Annotated in this window: 13 protein-coding genes and 1 tRNA gene; 7 read left to right on the top strand and 7 right to left on the bottom strand. The window is 31.3% G+C overall.

Translation table 11 applies throughout. The annotated features are described in order from the left end of the window. Positions 1-12: 12 nt before the first annotated feature. Together GFV01_RS05330 and tssD are read right to left on the bottom strand one after the other, a co-directional pair. Entirely contained in the window at positions 13-1,956 is a 1,944-nt protein-coding gene (locus GFV01_RS05330; RefSeq protein WP_160565405.1) for a type VI secretion system Vgr family protein, read from the bottom strand. 48 nt (positions 1,957-2,004) lie between these two features. Continuing rightward, on the bottom strand, positions 2,005-2,397 hold the full coding sequence (tssD, locus tag GFV01_RS05325) for a type VI secretion system tube protein TssD (protein ID WP_160565403.1): 393 nt from the start codon (positions 2,395-2,397) through the stop codon (positions 2,005-2,007). A 313-nt stretch (positions 2,398-2,710) separates the two neighbouring features. Here tssD and GFV01_RS05320 point away from each other — a divergent pair, with 313 nt between their 5' ends. After that, positions 2,711-4,534 carry an NACHT domain-containing NTPase gene (locus GFV01_RS05320; RefSeq protein WP_160565401.1) on the top strand — a complete coding sequence of 608 codons (1,824 nt, stop codon included), beginning with the start codon at positions 2,711-2,713 and terminating at the stop codon, positions 4,532-4,534. A 134-nt stretch (positions 4,535-4,668) separates the two neighbouring features. Here the strand turns inward: GFV01_RS05320 and GFV01_RS05315 are convergent. Both GFV01_RS05315 and GFV01_RS05310 read right to left on the bottom strand, forming a co-directional pair. Next, positions 4,669-4,742: transfer RNA gene (locus tag GFV01_RS05315), tRNA-Ile, on the bottom strand. A gap of 122 nt (positions 4,743-4,864) precedes the next feature. After that, a complete protein-coding gene (locus tag GFV01_RS05310; protein ID WP_055425808.1) occupies positions 4,865-5,731 on the bottom strand; it encodes an RNA polymerase sigma factor RpoD/SigA in 867 nt (288 codons plus the stop codon). A 179-nt stretch (positions 5,732-5,910) separates the two neighbouring features. On the opposite strand from GFV01_RS05310, the gene GFV01_RS05305 reads away from it, so the two are divergent. From GFV01_RS05305 to GFV01_RS05290, 4 genes are all read left to right on the top strand, one after another. After that, the gene (locus GFV01_RS05305) at positions 5,911-6,855 is read left to right on the top strand and encodes a LysR substrate-binding domain-containing protein (protein WP_185149971.1); all 945 of its coding nucleotides are present in this window, start codon (positions 5,911-5,913) and stop codon (positions 6,853-6,855) included. 158 nt (positions 6,856-7,013) lie between these two features. Further along, positions 7,014-8,066 (top strand): NAD(P)/FAD-dependent oxidoreductase, encoded by a 1,053-nt coding sequence (locus tag GFV01_RS05300; protein WP_160565399.1) that lies wholly within the window; start codon positions 7,014-7,016, stop codon positions 8,064-8,066. Between the two features lie 14 nt (positions 8,067-8,080). Further along, positions 8,081-8,413: a 2Fe-2S iron-sulfur cluster-binding protein gene (locus GFV01_RS05295; protein WP_105297415.1), complete on the top strand. Its 333-nt coding sequence runs from the start codon at positions 8,081-8,083 to the stop codon at positions 8,411-8,413. A 26-nt stretch (positions 8,414-8,439) separates the two neighbouring features. Beyond that, positions 8,440-9,213: a TIGR02757 family protein gene (locus GFV01_RS05290; RefSeq protein WP_370513729.1), complete on the top strand. Its 774-nt coding sequence runs from the start codon at positions 8,440-8,442 to the stop codon at positions 9,211-9,213. Here the strand turns inward: GFV01_RS05290 and GFV01_RS05285 are convergent. Next, the gene (locus GFV01_RS05285) at positions 9,210-10,058 is read right to left on the bottom strand and encodes a DMT family transporter (RefSeq protein ID WP_160565397.1); all 849 of its coding nucleotides are present in this window, start codon (positions 10,056-10,058) and stop codon (positions 9,210-9,212) included. The two genes, GFV01_RS05290 and GFV01_RS05285, sit on opposite strands and share 4 nt — an antisense overlap. 293 nt (positions 10,059-10,351) lie before the next feature. On the opposite strand from GFV01_RS05285, the gene GFV01_RS05280 reads away from it, so the two are divergent. Beyond that, complete coding sequence (locus GFV01_RS05280; RefSeq protein WP_105297417.1) at positions 10,352-11,428, top strand: bifunctional 3-deoxy-7-phosphoheptulonate synthase/chorismate mutase type II; 1,077 nt, start codon at positions 10,352-10,354, stop codon at positions 11,426-11,428. 65 nt (positions 11,429-11,493) lie between these two features. After that, positions 11,494-12,408 (top strand): ribosome small subunit-dependent GTPase A, encoded by a 915-nt coding sequence (gene rsgA, locus GFV01_RS05275; protein ID WP_160565395.1) that lies wholly within the window; start codon positions 11,494-11,496, stop codon positions 12,406-12,408. Between the two features lie 100 nt (positions 12,409-12,508). Here rsgA and GFV01_RS05270 read toward each other — a convergent pair whose 3' ends face one another. Both GFV01_RS05270 and GFV01_RS05265 read right to left on the bottom strand, forming a co-directional pair. After that, positions 12,509-13,897 carry an efflux transporter outer membrane subunit gene (locus tag GFV01_RS05270; RefSeq protein WP_160542401.1) on the bottom strand — a complete coding sequence of 463 codons (1,389 nt, stop codon included), beginning with the start codon at positions 13,895-13,897 and terminating at the stop codon, positions 12,509-12,511. A 25-nt stretch (positions 13,898-13,922) separates the two neighbouring features. Then, complete coding sequence (locus tag GFV01_RS05265; protein WP_160565394.1) at positions 13,923-17,078, bottom strand: efflux RND transporter permease subunit; 3,156 nt, start codon at positions 17,076-17,078, stop codon at positions 13,923-13,925. Positions 17,079-17,133 lie beyond the last annotated feature (55 nt).

Below are 17,133 nucleotides of genomic sequence, written 5' to 3'. Positions count from 1 at the left end.
ATTGTAATGATTTTAATTTTCTTTTATTTTTGAACCTTTGATCACAGCTTTGCTTTTACCTTCTACAAAAGCTTCTTTACTTGTCATCATAGTTTTCTTTTTACCGTTAATTTCTATATTATTATCTGACATCATTTGCACTTTCTTTTTTGCCTGTATATGAGCATTTCCTTGTGCATTTAGTTTCATGGATGAACTATTACCGGAAAATAGATCAAGATTTTTCCCACCTTTTGCTGAAAGGCACTTTCCTGCAATAAATTGGGTATCTTTGGCAGAGGATAGCACAGATGTTCCGGCAGAAAACAAAGTAGTAGTCACACCGGATTCCCCGGTAATCGTTGCTCCTGCGCTGAAGTTAATAGCTCGTTTTGCTAAAATATTGATATCGGTTGCCACTAAATTTATTGTGGAATTGGCCGAAACATTGATTGAGTTAGTAGCAGTATCAATCTCAAATATATTATTTTCTTTATCAAATATTTGTATTCTCTCTTTATCATCTGTGTCATCTACTTTTATGGTATTTCCTGATCGGGTTTTAAAAACTTTTAAATAGTTTTTGGGAGTATGTACCCCGCTCATTTGCTTTCCGTTATATAGAGATCCTGTAACAATAGGCATTTCGGCATTATTGCCTCGAAATGATATTTGTACTTCATGTCCAATTTCAGGGATTACATGAAATCCTTGTTCATTCCCCCCATGTCCTTGTAATAAGCGGATCCAAGGGGTTGTTTCATTATTGTATTTTTGCCAATAAAAACGAACTTTTATACGGTTTTGTTTCAAAGGATCATTGTTGTCTACCACCACCGCACTCTGATCTTCCGCCTGCGGATAAGCTTGAATGTCCCAATAGGGAGCAACTTGCTGTTCTATAGGGATACCTGTAAATTGATTTTTATATCCTTTGGCAGTATAAATATGGTCTATTTGAGTAATTAAATAACTTTCTATAGGGGTACCCGAATTTATTTGTTTCCCATATTCAGGAATATGTGCTAACATTTTGGCTATATCTCCCAAACGTAGTTGGGCATGGGTAGTATTGGCGGTCACCAGTACCAGATTTTCCAATGATTTTTGATGTGCTGTCAGTTTTTGTTCCTGGATTAGACTTTGTTCTTCCGATAGAGTATCATAATATACCGATGTAGGTATTTTCGTATAAACTCTATGTGCCTCATTTACGGCTTTTTCCTGTAAGAGATTTACATGAGAACTAGCCGATTTGCTTTGCTCGGATTGTACTTCTGCAGTTTGAGGATTGTAATTTTCATATATTAAATGTTGAGGAGCAACTCCTACTTCTATATTGTATTCCAAATAATCTCTTCCTTCTTTCAATTCAATCTTTTTTTGATTGCCACGACCAAAAACAAGTTGTGATCCATTCCAGAATAAATATTCTCCGTAACGTTTAGCCAGCCTTTGAATAAATTCATAAAGGGTTTCGTTGTAACTGATGGTATAAGGGATTATTTCCGTTTTATTGGGTTGGCAAATAAAATCTACTTTGGAGCCGGTATATTCTTTGAAAGCCTCCTGTAAAATGTCTTTAAGTGTTTTATTATGATACGTACGACAAGCTTTTTGACTGTCAAGAAGTGCACTGTAGGATTTTCCGCTTATAACGATAAAAGGATATTTATTATTTTTTCGATAATTTACATGGGTTATAAATCCTGAAAAAAGACTCTCATTTGCACCTTTTCTTCGAAATTGTATGGTTATCTCTTTTCCTAAAAGTTTGATAGAATTTTTAAGGGGATAAGTAATTTTATCGCTAAAAGCTTCACTGGGGCAATGTAGCTCAAAAGTTGTATGCTCCAGCATCGATTGATGTATATGAATGGTAATACCATGCTTTTTGGATATTTCTGTACCGTTTATAGTAACTAAGGCAAAAGTAGAGTTAGATTCTCCGTATCCGCTTCGATGATAAGTCGTCATTAATTTATGGTTTTAGTAATTAACTATAATATTATATAAAATAAAAATTTACATTGTCCAATCGTTTTGATATTCCAAGTGATTAAATGCAAGGGAACGGGCTACCAACGTAAAAGTGATACGCATGGGCTGATTATCATCAGCATTAAATTTTTCCTTAAATTTTATACAATACGCTTTTTGGAATTTTACTTCCATTAATTTACTTATGGCATCTCTACGAAAAAAAGTAATTGTACCATCTTTTTCTTTATCAGGAGCTATTATCCATTCTAAAAGTCCGGTGTTACCACGGCTTTCAATGGTTAATTTAATTTTACCTCCGGTTACTTCTCCTGAAGGTTTAGTAGTAGAATCTGTTGGTTTTTTAAAGTCGTAATCACACTTTAAAACGGTATATGTTTCACCGTCGAGAGTTAATTTTGCTAAAAATGAAGACATATTAAATGAATTATGATTTATTAATTTATCTGCAAATTAGTTATTTATTTTTAATAATAATATCAAATATGATAAAGTTTATGTTTTAAAATATATTATATAAGTATTTATATGTCTATTAGGTCTAAGATAATAGTGTGTATAAAATTATATATATTTTGATGTATGAAGTTTATCTATTGTAAATAAAAAATTTAACTTTATTAAAAAAATATAAAATTTTATAAAATTTAGTAAAAAAAATAATTTTATCCGGGATTGTTTTTTTAATTTTATTCTAAATAAAATTTTAACTAATTAAAATTAACTTTTTATGGATTTTTCTGTTGGAGCAAAATTAATTGAGACTTTTAAAGATCAATTATTAAATTTAGGTAACAATATAAAAGATGAATATCTTTTTATATATAAAAATGGACTTATTGATTATATAAATAATTTTTATGAAAAATATTCATCAATTAAAACATTTATTTACAGAGATGAAAAAGTTAATTTTTATGATATTTATTATCCGATAAAAATTCGAAATTATGAACAATATCTTAAGGAAAATGATTTTGATGAAATATTTAAAAAATATCAATATTTAACAATAATAGGTAATGCTGGAAGTGGTAAAAGTATGTTAACAAAACATATTTTTCTATCATCAGCAGAAAATTGTAAACATATACCGATTATTATAGAATTGAGAAATCTAAATGATTGTAAAGAAACAATTGAAGAATATGTTACTAAAATTATAACACAAAATAAAATATCACCTAATGATAAAATTACAGAAAGAATTTTAAAAGAAGGTAATTTCATTTTTTTATTAGATGGTTATGATGAAATTTATTCAGAAATTAAAAACAAAATTACTACAGATATTGAAAATTTTGTAGATAAATATTATAAAAATGTATTTATCGTAACCTCAAGATCGGGGGGCAATGCGGAATCTTTATCAAGATTTGATAATTTTGAAGTACAATCTTTAGAAGAATTTGAAATACATGAATTTATAAAAATGCAACTAAGATTACAAGAAAATCATGAGTTAGAAAGAAAAATTATGTATGAAATTAATAAACATGAAAATGATGAGTATAGAGATTATTTATCTAGTCCCCTTTTATTGTCAATGTTTATTTTCACATTTAATAATTATCCGGAACTCCCTAAACAAAAAAGTAAATTTTATTGGAATGTTTTTGATACGTTGTGTAGTAAGCATGATTCTTTTACTAAAGCAGGGGGATGGCAACATGAACGAAAGTCCGGTTTAAAAAATGATGAATTAGAAACAATTTTAAGGTGGTTTTCTTATGTTTCTTTATTTGAAGGAAAATATAATTTTGATGAAGAATATTTAAGTAATTTATTAAAAAAAATTAGTACTAAACTGAGTATAAATATTGATTTTGATAATGTTCTGTACGATCTAACCACATCTGTTTCAATTTTAATACAAGATGGAATAGAATATACTTTTCCTCATAGATCTTTGCAAGAATATTTTGCAGCATCTTTAATAAAATCTCTTAATAATGATCAAAAAATTAAAATATATACAGAAAGGTTCTCAAAATTTTTTGATTTTAGTAGTGGAGGTAATAAAAACTTTTATAAATTATGTTATGAATTAGATAAAATTAATTTTTTGAAATTTTTTTTAATACCTCAGTTAAAATTAGCTTTTCCTGAAAATATAAATGATAAAATTGAAATATTCAATATAATTTGTGATAATATTGGTATTGAATTTACATTTTTTTATGATAAATATAAAATAATCAAAACTGGATTTATCCATTTTTCAATTACAAAATATGATGATATATTTTTGAATTCAATTGAAAGATTTGAATTAATAGAACCAAAAACAATCAAAATATTAAATGAAGAGTTCAATAACTATTTATTCATAAAGTATAAAGATTCAATTAGTAATAAGAAAATTGGAGTATATCACATTAGATTCGAAAATTTCAACCATATGGATCATCAAGTTATTGACTTTATAAAAAAAAATGAAATTATAGATGATGCATATAATTTCTATAATAATATTTGGAACTATATTGATAAATTAGAATTAGAAATAGATAAAGACGAAAAAGGAATTTCAGAATTACTTGATATTTTATAATATTTCATCTAAAAACATTTAAATTTTTTAGGTGAATAAAAATAGAATAATTGAAACGCCTTAGATAAAAAACTAATCAATGAATAATAAAACAAAAAAATCCTTACAATTTTGTAAGGATTTTAATTTTAATGTGGTCCCACTTGGGCTCGAACCAAGGACCCTCTGATTATGAGTCAGATGCTCTAACCAACTGAGCTATGGGACCGCTGCTGCTTTGCGTTTGCAAATATAGTTATTTAATTTATTACTGCAAATTTTAAATACAAAAAATAAAGGCTATTTATACAATAAATAGCCTTTGTACTTTAGTATCAGGTAAATAAAAAATTATTTTCCTAAATAAGATTTTAAAATTTTACTTCTACTGGTATGTTTTAATCGGCGAATAGCTTTTTCTTTTATTTGTCTAACCCTTTCACGAGTAAGGTCAAAAGTTTCACCAATTTCTTCTAAGGTCATCGGATGTTGACCGCTTAAACCGAAATATAAACGGATTAAATCGGCTTCTCTTTGAGTTAAGGTAGAAAGAGATCTTTCAATTTCAATCTGAAGAGATTCCAACATCAATTCTTTATCAGGACTTGGAGATTCACCCGAACGTAAAACGTCGTATAAATTAGAATCTTCCCCTTCCACTAAAGGCGCATCCATAGATAAGTGACGACCTGAATTTTTCATGGATTCTTTAATATCGTCCTCACTCATATCCAATACCTCACTTAATTCGGCAGCAGAGGGAGCCCTTTCATGTTCTTGTTCAAGATGGGCATATGCTTTATTAATCTTATTAATAGAACCGATTTTGTTTAAGGGCAGACGTACAATTCTGGATTGCTCTGCTAATGCTTGAAGTATGGATTGACGAATCCACCAAACAGCATAAGAAATGAATTTGAAACCTCGGGTTTCATCAAAGCGTTTAGCCGCTTTAATTAATCCTAGATTTCCTTCATTAATTAAGTCAGGTAAACTAAGTCCTTGATTTTGGTATTGTTTAGCCACAGAAACAACAAACCTAAGGTTTGCTTTAGTTAATTTTTCCAAAGCCACCCTGTCACCCGCTTTAATACGCTGTGCCAAATCAACTTCTTCATCAGCAGTAATTAGATCCACTTTTCCAATTTCTTGTAAATACTTGTCAAGAGAGGCTGTTTCTCTGTTCGTTACCTGCTTAGTAATCTTTAATTGTCTCATTTAATAGTAACTCTTTTTATCTTAAACAAAAGTAGATGAACTGTTTACTCACCTACAAATTATACTTACTTACTTATATATACGAAAATTACTTGTAAAAGGTTACAATACCTGCATTAATTTGTGAATATTTCGAATAATCTTGTTAAATTGCAAAGAATAATTAAACATTATCTTAAATGATAACCTTAATTCAACTGCAATATGTATTAACTGTTGCCGAATATAAAAATTTTACGATAGCAGCAGAAAAAGCTTTCGTAAGTCAGCCTACTTTGAGTATGCAGATACAAAAGCTTGAAAAAACGTTACGAGTTGAGCTTTTCGACAGAACAACCAATCCTATAAAAATAACTCCTATAGGAAAGAAAATTGTAGAACAGGCCAAAATAATTTTATCAGAAGCTAATAAATTATCACAAATTGTAGAAGAAGATAAAAAAAGTATGAACGGAACGGTTGTCATTGGTATTATACCAACAATAACCCCCACCTTAGTGCCACTTTTCTATAAAACTTTCAGGAGTAAATACCCGGAATCCGACTTGGTTATTAAAGAAATGAAAACTGAGGACATTTTAAAAGGCATTAAAGAAGGCTATTTGGATTTTGGAATTGCAAGTACACCTTTACATGACAATCAAATTATTGAAAAGCCTATTTATAAAGAGCCATTAGTAGCTTACGTTTCTCCGCAAGATGCTAAAATGTATAAAGAAACAGTTTTAGATGTTGATAAATTAGACTTCAATTATCTTTTAATGTTGGAAGAAGGCCATTGCTTTCGGGATGTTGTGTTGGATCTTTGCAAGCATAGAGAAGCCATTAATTCTAATATAAAATTAGAAGGAGGAAGTTTTACTACACTGATTAACTTAGTTAATGAAGGGTTCGGATTTACCATTTTACCTTTATTAGAATCAGAAAATTTATCGGAAGAAGAAAAGAAAAATATCAGATATTTTTCATCTTCACCCTCCAGGGAAATATCATTAATTTATTCTACCAATCAAATTAGAACGACTTTTGCAGAGAAATTTGTGGATTTAATTAAAAGTATTTTAAGAGGGAAATTGTTTTTGGAAGATAAAATAGAACATAAGCCTCAATTAAAAGTAATTTAATATTTATTTGGAAATAAGTTATCTATAAGTTTCAGCATTATTTAAAAATGTTTTATCATTAAGAAGATAAAAAATAAGAACTTATTTTCCTTAAGAAAAATAGATTTTAAATAAACCTTTTATACATTGTTACTATATAAAAATATTTAGAAAAAATTATGATTGAAACAGATATTTTGATAATAGGAGCAGGTCCTACAGGACTTTTTGCTGTATTTGAAGCGGGATTATTAAAATTAAGATGTCATATTATTGATGCGCTTCCAAACATTGGAGGGCAATTAACAGAACTCTATCCTAAAAAACCGATCTTTGATATTCCGGGATATCCTTCCATTCAGGCAGGTGAATTAGTTAAAAATTTACGCGAGCAAATCAAGCAATTTCAACCCGGGTTTACTCTCAATGAAACAGCTAAAACCATTGATAAACAAGCAGACGGAACTTTTATTGTTACTACAGATAAAGGTACCCGGCATCATGCTAAAGCTGTGGCGATTGCTGCCGGATTAGGGAGTTTTGAACCTAGAAAACCTTTGATAGATAATATTGCCGATTATGAAGAAAAAGGGGTTGAATACTTTGTAAAAGATCCCGAAAAATATAAGGATAAAAAAATAGTAATTGCAGGAGGAGGAGATTCGGCGTTGGATTGGACCATTGTTTTAGCAGATATCGCTAAAGAAGTAACATTGGTACATCGTAGAAATGAATTTAGAGGCGCTTTGGATTCCGTTGAGAAAGTTCAATCATTAAAAAATCAAGGAAAAGTAAATTTAATCACTCCTGCCGAAATTGTAGGAATCAAGGGGAACGGTAAGGTAGAATCCTTAGTTATTGAAAAGGAAGGGCAAACCTTTGATAAAGAAGTGGATTATTTTATTCCTTTATTTGGACTTATTCCTAAATTAGGACCTATTGCCGATTGGGGATTGGAAATTGAAAAAAATGCTATCAAGGTAAATAATGCGTTGGATTACCAAACCAATATTGAGGGGATTTATGCCATTGGAGATATCAATATATATCCGGGAAAATTAAAATTAATTCTTTGCGGTTTTCATGAGGCCACCTTGATGTGTCAAAGTATTTACAATAAAATATATCCCGACAGAAAATACGTTTTAAAATATACTACCGTTGGAGGTGTACAAGGATTTGACGGAACAGTAAAAGAAGCAGAAAAACCGGTTGTTAAATCAATTCAATAATTTTAACAAATTATATGTCAGAAGTAACCATCAATATCACCGATAGGGAAGGAAATAAACATGCGGTTTCAGCGCCGACGGATATGTCCATGAATATCATGGAATTAATACGAGCTTATGAATTAGTACCTGAAGGAACGATTGGAATTTGTGGAGGTATGGCGATGTGTGCATCATGCCAAATCTATATTTTAAGTAACAATATTCCTTTACCGGAAAAAGGAGATGAGGAAGAGGCTATGCTTTCAGAAGCATTTCATGTAAAAGAAAATAGTCGCTTAGGATGTCAAATTCCAATTACCAATGATCTAAATGGGTTAGAGATTCAAATCGCTCCTTTTAGCTAATTTAGATTATTGGGTAAATAATACACGTGGAAAAAATTCTGAAATTGAAGCCCTTTTTAGATGAAAAGGTAGAACAATACAATACTCTCAATTTTATTGAAACAGATCCCATTCAAATTCCTCATCGATTTAGTAAAAAAGAAGATATTGAAATTTCAGGTTTTCTGACAGCAATTATAGCTTGGGGAAACAGGAAGTCTATAATTAAAAATGCAGAAAAAATAATGCATTTTTTAGACCATGCACCCCATGATTTTATCTTAAATCATTCTTTTCAAGATTTAAAAAAGATTGAAGGAAGTATACACAGAACTTTTAATTCACACGATTTAGTGTTTTTTATCAAATCTCTGCAAAATATTTATAAAAATCACGGAGGACTTGAAAAAGTTTTTTCTGCAGAAAAAGAAGAAGAAGACACTTTCTTAGTAATAGAACGATTTAGAGAAAGATTTTTCGAAATAGAACATTTACAGCGAACCCAAAAACATATAAGCAGTCCGGCCAAAAATTCATCAGCTAAGAGAATTAATATGTTTCTTCGATGGATGGTACGAAACGACCCTAATAAAGTTGATTTTGGATTATGGAATTCCATTTCTCCATCCCAATTGGTTTGTCCACTGGATGTGCATTCCGGAAATGTAGCAAGATTTTTAAATTTGTTGTCCAGAACTCAAAATGATTGGAAATCAGTTTGCCTTCTCATGAAAAACTTAAAAATGCTGGATGCCGATGATCCCGTGAAATATGATTTTGCCTTATTCGGACTGGGAGTTTTCGAAAAATTTTCAAGTTAAGTGGATAAATAAATTATTGTAATGGCTGCAAGCGCAAGTACCAATCCCAAATAATTGAGTTTATTCATTTTTTCCTTAAAAACTAATATTCCAACTAGGCTGCCCAATACAATTACTCCTAAATTCATCGAAGCAAAAACAAGAGATGGATTATCTTTAAAAGTTTGATGCGCTTTTAAATAAAAATATACATTTCCGAAATTAAAAATACCTAAAGCAATTCCCCATAAAATTTCTTTAAAAGTAAACCGTATTTTTTGTGCGAAAGTAATAATACAACCAACTATAAAAGAACCAATGAAAATAAAAAAGGTGGAAGTTGTAAACGAAAAATTTTGATTTACCGCTATTAATTTATATAAGATGTTAATAATCCCTAATCCGAAAAATATAAGAATAAGGAGATACAATTTAGTATAAGGAAAAGTTTGATCTCCTTTTTTAGCGTAAAATATAAAGAGTATTGAGATAAATCCAATCAATAATCCCAAGATTTTAAGAGAATTGATAGACTCATTAAAAAATAAAAAAGAAGCACTCACTGTTAATAGTAAAGACATTCTTTGCGCTATGTCCGTTCGTGCAATTCCCGTATATTTAATAGATTCTGCAATCAATAAAAAAACTACGGGCATTAAAATACTCATCAGAAAATAAATGAACCACGGAGCCGATGAATAATTTAAAGAAGGTAGATCGGGTTTGAAAAGTATATAGCAAAAAATTGCTGAAAATAAATAATTGTACGTAATGACTAAAGAAACCCCTTTGGATTTCTTATTATATAGTTTTAATAGGATTGAAACAACTATATTGAAAAAAATACTAATTATAATTTCTTTCATAATTTTTTAAATAGTTAACAAAAATACAATTACAAATTCTAATTTTTTTGAGAAGCAAACTACAATTAATAAAATTTATTAGCAATCATGTAAACTTATCAAACATGAATTATGTACAACTTATATTTCGTATGGTAGAAAAACGAAGAAGCAAATTATTTTATTTCATTCTCTTTTGCAGTTTTTACTAAAACACTTCTCATATAAACATAAAAAATTCATTTAAAATGCAAAATACTTTATGACATTTAATAAAAAAATTTTAGATTTACATACTTTTAGAAAACATATTTATGAGTTTACAAGATTTAGACCAGAATTGGATTAAACAATTCGAAAAGCCGTTAGTAATAGCAGGGCCGTGCAGTGCAGAAAGTGAAAAGCAAGTTATGGAAATAGCTGAGCGAATGGATCGGAATTATATGCAGGTGTTTCGTGCCGGTATTTGGAAACCTCGTACTAAACCCGGAAGCTTTGAAGGGGTAGGGGCTATAGGTCTTAATTGGCTTAAAAGGGTAAAAGATGAATTTAATATGCCTATAGCTACGGAAGTAGCGAATGCTTCTCATGCTAAATTAGCTTTGGAATTTGATGTGGATTACCTTTGGATCGGAGCTCGTTCAACTGTAAACCCTTTTACCATACAAGAAATAGCAGAATCTTTACGAGATACAGATAAAATTGTTTTAGTTAAAAATCCTGTTAATCCTGATTTAGATTTATGGATCGGGGCATTGGAAAGATTGGCTGCTCAAGGAATTAAAAATTTAGGGGTTATTCATAGAGGTTTTTCTTCACACAATAAATCAAAATATAGAAATAACCCTCAATGGCAGATAGCCTTAGAACTTAAAGACCGATTTCCCAATATTCCTATTTTAGGAGATCCGTCACATATAACAGGAAGACGAGATTTAATTGCAGAAGTTGCTCAACAAGCTTTTAACTTAGAATATAACGGATTAATGGTTGAAGTCCATAATAATCCGGATGAAGCTTGGAGTGATGCCAAACAACAAATTACGCCTGAAGCCTTGAAGGATATTTTGGTAGATATTACTTTACGAAAAAAGAATGATAATTCGGATGATTTTTCAGCCAAATTAAACCGATATAGAGGAGAAATAGATGAGTTGGATAATCAATTGTTAGGTTTATTAGCAGCCAGAATGGATGTAGCCAAAAAAATCGGAAATCTTAAAAAAGAACATAATGTGGCTATATTTCAACCCGATCGATGGAATGTGTTAAAAAACTTAGCCATTCGCAATGGAGAAAGAATGGGATTATCAGAAGATTTTTTAGAACATCTTTTAGTTTCCATTCATAAAGAATCCGTTGAATTGCAGAATAAAATTATGGAAGAATAATCATAAGTTTTAGATAGTAATAAAAATGCATCAATCTAGGATGCATTTTTTTATATTTTTGAGTTATGAATGAAGCAATCGTATTAAAATCTACAGGAAGTTGGTATTTGGTAAAAGACATAACAACGGGAAAAGTTTATGATGCTCGAATTCGCGGGAAATTTAAAAAAGATAAAATTAGAAATACCAATCCGTTAGCTGTAGGAGATCGCATACAATACGAATTAGAAGATCATGATATTGCTTGGATAACGAAAATTTATCCTCGAAAAAATTATATTATTCGCAAATCGGTTAATTTATCTAAAGAAACACACATTATAGCATCCAATATAGATTTGGCTTGTATAGTTTTTACCCTAAAACATCCTCAAACCTCTTTAGGTTTTTTAAATCGATGTTTAATTACTTGTGAAGCCTATCAGATTCCTGTTTTGATTGTGTTTAATAAAATCGATTTGTTATCCGAAACGGAGTTAGAAGAATTGCAAGAGATTGAAAAAATATATCAAAATATTGGATATTCAACCTTACGAATTTCTGCTTTAACGAATCTTCATATAGAAGAGTTGAAAAATAAAATAAAAGATAAAACTTCTGTATTTATAGGACATTCAGGAAGTGGAAAATCTTCTACCATCAATGCTTTACAAGAAAATTTAAATTTAAAAGTAGCGACTATATCAAATTATAATGAAAAAGGAAAACACACCACCACATTTGCGCAAATGTATGAGTGGGATTTTGGGGGGGCAATAATTGACATACCCGGAATTAAAGAATTTGAATTAGTAGACATTCATAAAGAAGAATTACAAGATTATTTTCCCGAAATTTTACGCGAAAAGGTTTATTGCAAGTATTATAATTGCTTACATATCAATGAACCGCAATGTGCCGTTATTGAAGCAGTCAAGGAAGGAAGAATATCAGAAAAAAGATACTCACATTATTTAAAGTTAATGCAAGAGTTAAAATAATACGTGTGTTCACATTTTAGCATACCGGTAATTTACAGCATAAAATAAAAAAGTCGGATTTTTATAAAATCCGACTTTTTTAATACATTACATCTTTGATTTAGTTAACACCTCCACCTAAAGCTTTGTAAAGGTTAATTGAAGCTTGTAATTGTTGAAGTTTATCATTTACTTGACTTAATCTTGCATTTAATAAGTCTCTTTCAGCATTTAAAACTTCTGTATAATTAGCATCGCTGTATATTAATAATTGTTTAGTATAATCAACAGATTTAACTAAAGAATTTATCTGTAAACTTCTGTCGTAGTCTTTACTTTTAGCTTTTTCATAAGCAAATAAAGCATTAGAAACTTCAACACTTGAATTTAAAACCGAATTTTTGAAATTAAGCAAGGCTTCTTCTTGTTGAGCTTGTCTTATTCTCAGTTGGCTTCTTAATTTTCCTTGATTAAAAATAGGTTGTGTTAAACCTCCTACCACACTTGCAAAAAGACTGGAGTGGTCAAAGAAATTATCTAAATTCTTTAAGGTAGAATACCCGGCGTTACCGGTAATTGTTAAAGATGGATATAAGGATGCTTTCGCAACATTGGTATCTTCAAATGCAGCACGATATGCAAGTTCATACATCATTACATCAGGTCTTTTTGACAATAATTGAGCAGGCACTCCATAGTCAAATTGACTAGGAACTGTTTGTTGTGCCATTGAAGATCTTTGTATAGGTCCGGGAGTTCTACCCAATAAATAACAGATGTTGTTTTCCAAAGCTTTGATATTATTTTCCAAATCAGGAACACTCACTTGAGTAGAGTATAATAAAGCTCTGCTTTGTTCAACAGCTGCACCGGTAACAATGTTAGCTTCTTTTAGATCTTCCATAGTTTTCACATTATCTTCTAATAATTTAATGGTGTTTAGCGTTATTTTTAATTGTTCATCTTGAGCAATTAGAGAATAATAATTATTTGCAATATTTGCCACTAAAGAAGTTTGAACTAAACGTCTATACGCATCACTTTGAAGATAAGAAGCCAGAGCAGATCTTTTGGCACTGGAAATTTTTCCCCAAATGTCAAGCTCCCAGCTTGCAGATGCTCCCAATTGGAAAACTTCTGAATGAGTTTTAACTCCGTTTCCTTGAACAGTATTTAATTTACTGTTAGAGTAAGAAGCGTCTGCAGACAAACTAGGCAAATAACCTAGTTTGGCAGAACGAAGCGCAGCTTCTGTTTGTTTTATTCTCGTAACAGCAATTTTTAAATCATAACTGTTTTGAATACCTTCATTAATCAAGCTTTGCAAATTAGGATCTTTGAAGTAATCACTCCAAGGAATATCTGCAATAGTAGTACTATCTTTAACAGGCATATCCCTGTACAATTGATTATCGGTTATCTGAGGTTTCTCATATTTAGCGGTAATACATGAACTAAGTACTACTGAAACTAATAATAAGGTTGTATATTGAATTGGTCGAATTTTCATTCTTAATTCTTTTATTTTGTTATACTTATTCATCATCATCATCATCGTTATCGTTTTGTTCTCTTAAAACCACGGAAGGTTTATGCGTTGTCTTTTCCTGTAAAGATTGGAATACAGCAAACAGCATAGGAGTAACTACTAATCCAATTACAGTACCAATTAACATACCACCAATAGCAGCTGTACCGATCGAACGGTTACCAACAGCTCCTGCACCGGTTGCTACCATTAACGGGAATAATCCGAAAATAAATGCAAAGGAGGTCATTAATATAGGTCTTAAACGGGCAACGGCACCTTCAACGGCAGCATCGATGATACTCATTCCATGCTCTCTTCGTTGAACGGCATACTCTACGATCAAAATAGAGTTTTTCGCTAATAAACCGATAAGCATAATTAAACTGATCTGTAAATAAATATTGTTTGTAATTCCGAATAATTTAGCGAATAAGAAAGCTCCTGCTAAACCTATAGGTAAAGAAATGATAATAGCTAAAGGTAAAATGTAGCTTTCATATAAAGCTGATAATAAGAAATATACGAAAATCAAACACAATAAGAATATATAAACAGTTTGTGAACCACTGTTGTTCACTTGCTCTCTGGTCATTCCTGAATATTCGAAAGAATATCCTTGAGGAAGCGTTTGTTTAGCAACTTCTTCAATAGCTCTAACCGCATCACCGGCACTATATCCTGCATTGGGTTGTCCATTTACAGGTATGGATTGGTAAAGGTTAAATCTTTGTAGAGATTGCGGACCGTACACTCTAGTCAAGGTAATAAATCCGGCAATTGGTGCCATTTCACCACTATTGGTCCTTACATACATTCCATTAAGATCTTCCACATTTTTTCTGTATTTAGGATCTGCCTGGATCATAACCTTATATTGTTTACCGAATTCATTGTAATTAGAAGCATATACACCACCAATGTATCCTTGTAAGGCACCTAAAATGTCTGTTACGGCTAAACCGGCTTGTTTAACTTTAGCAACATTTACATTAATTTGGTATTGAGGATAGTTCGGGTTGAATGAAGTAGTTGCATACATGATTTCAGGACGTTGATTTAACGCTCCTAAGAACTTACCGCTGATTTCAGAGAATTTACGGATATCACCTCCGGTTTTATCTTGAATTTGGAATTCAAATCCGTTACTGATACCGAAACCTTGAAGGGTAGGAGTTCCGAAGAAGATAATCTTACCACCTTGTATTCCTGCTGTTCTAATGAACAGTTGTTTTACTACATCGTTTATTTGGATTTTAGGACGCTCTTTCCACGGTTTTAATTTTACTAATATTACGGAGTAGTTTCCTCCCGCACCACTAATAAAGCTCATACCGTTAATTTGAGCAACATTGGATACTCCTTCAATTCCTTTCGCAACTTCAAATACTTGTTTAGCAATAGCTGTTGATTGCTCAAGTGTTGAAGCCGGAGGAAGACTTATATCCCCGATGATAAATCCACTATCTTCTTGAGGTACAAAGTCGGTAGGAGTTGTTTTCATTAGAAAATATAAAATTCCGCAGAAAACTATAATAATTGCAAATGCAGACCATTTAGCTTTAGAGGTCCAAATTAAAACTTTTTTATATCTGTTGGTTAAACTTTCAAAAGCTCCGTTGAATCCGTCTTTTAATTTTTTAACAACAGAATTTTGTTTTTTGTCATCATGAGGTTTTAATAATAATGCACATAATGCAGGACTCAACGTAAGCGCATTAATCGCAGAAAGTACAATAGAAACCGCTAAGGTTAACCCGAATTGTTTATAGAAAACTCCTGAAGTTCCACCAATAAAACTAACCGGAATAAACACCGCAGACATTACTAATGTAATGGCTACAATTGCTCCCGCTATTTCGTCCATCGCATGTAAAGAAGCTTTTTTGGCATCTTTCATTCCGTCTTCCAATTTAGCATGGACGGCCTCGACGACCACAATCGCGTCATCCACCACGATACCAATTGCCAAAATTAATGCGAATAAGGTTAAAATATTAATGGTAAATCCAAATATTAACAAGAAGAAGAATGTACCTACGATAGCCACGATAACTGAAATGGCAGGAATCAAAGTAGATCGTAAATCTTGTAAGAATACCAAAACAACGATAAATACTAATACGAATGCTTCAAATAAGGTATGAATAACTTTTTCAATGGAAGCATTAAGGAAATCGTTCGCATTCATCATATATACAGTTTCTACTCCCGGAGGATAAGAACTTTTTGCATTATCTAAAACTTTTTCAACTTCGTTGATAATTTGTTGTGCATTAGAACCTGCAGTTTGCGCAATACTGATAATTACAGATGGATTTCCATCGATGGTAGAAGTAATTTGATAGTTTTCAGAACCAACTTCCACTCTTGCTATATCTTTTAATCGTAAAACATCTCCATTTGGAAGAGATTTTAAAACCATATCACCGAATTGTTCAGTACTTACTAAACGACCGGTGTATTTTAACGTATAGGTAAATGTTTGTGCACTATTTTCACCTAATGCACCGGGAGCTGCTTCTAAGTTTTGCTCTGCTAATAAAGCATTTACGTCAGCAGGAGTAATACCGTACGTTGCCATTACGTCAGGTTTCAACCATATACGCATGGAATAGGTATTAGCACCTCTCGCTTGAGCATCACCCACTCCGGAGATTCTTTTTATCTGAGGTAATATGTTAATGTTGGCATAGTTTTGTAAAAATTTTTGATCGTAGTTTTTACTTTTACTAACTAAACCGATAAACAAGATATTACTACTTTGTGTTTTTTGTACAATCACCCCGTTTTTGGTTACTTCCGATGGAAGTAAACTGTTGGCACGAGCTGCCAAGTTTTGAACGTTAACGGCAGCAATATCCGGGTTCGCATCTTGTTTAAAATAAACAGTAATGGTAGCACTACCGTCATTAGTTGCACTCGATGTTATATAAGTCATGTTTTCAACTCCATTGATTTGTTCTTCCAATGGAATAATAACACTTTTCATAACCACGTCAGCATTTGCTCCCGGATAGTTAGTAGTTACCTGTACCGTCGGCGGAGCAATTTCGGGATATTGGGCAACCGGTAGAGAAACTACCCCTAAAATACCCAGAATCACAATTATAATGGATATAACTGTGGAAAGAACGGGTCTTTCTATGAATGTTTTAAGCATTGTTTTATTTCTTTTTTATTATTTAAAGTTATAATACTTCTTTTTACGATAAAAA

The sequence above is a fragment of the Apibacter sp. B2912 genome (assembly GCF_009827835.1).
Lineage (GTDB): Bacteria > Bacteroidota > Bacteroidia > Flavobacteriales > Weeksellaceae > Apibacter.
The sequence above is the reverse complement of the archived record's forward strand: the minus strand, read 5'-3'. Positions and strand labels throughout refer to the sequence as shown.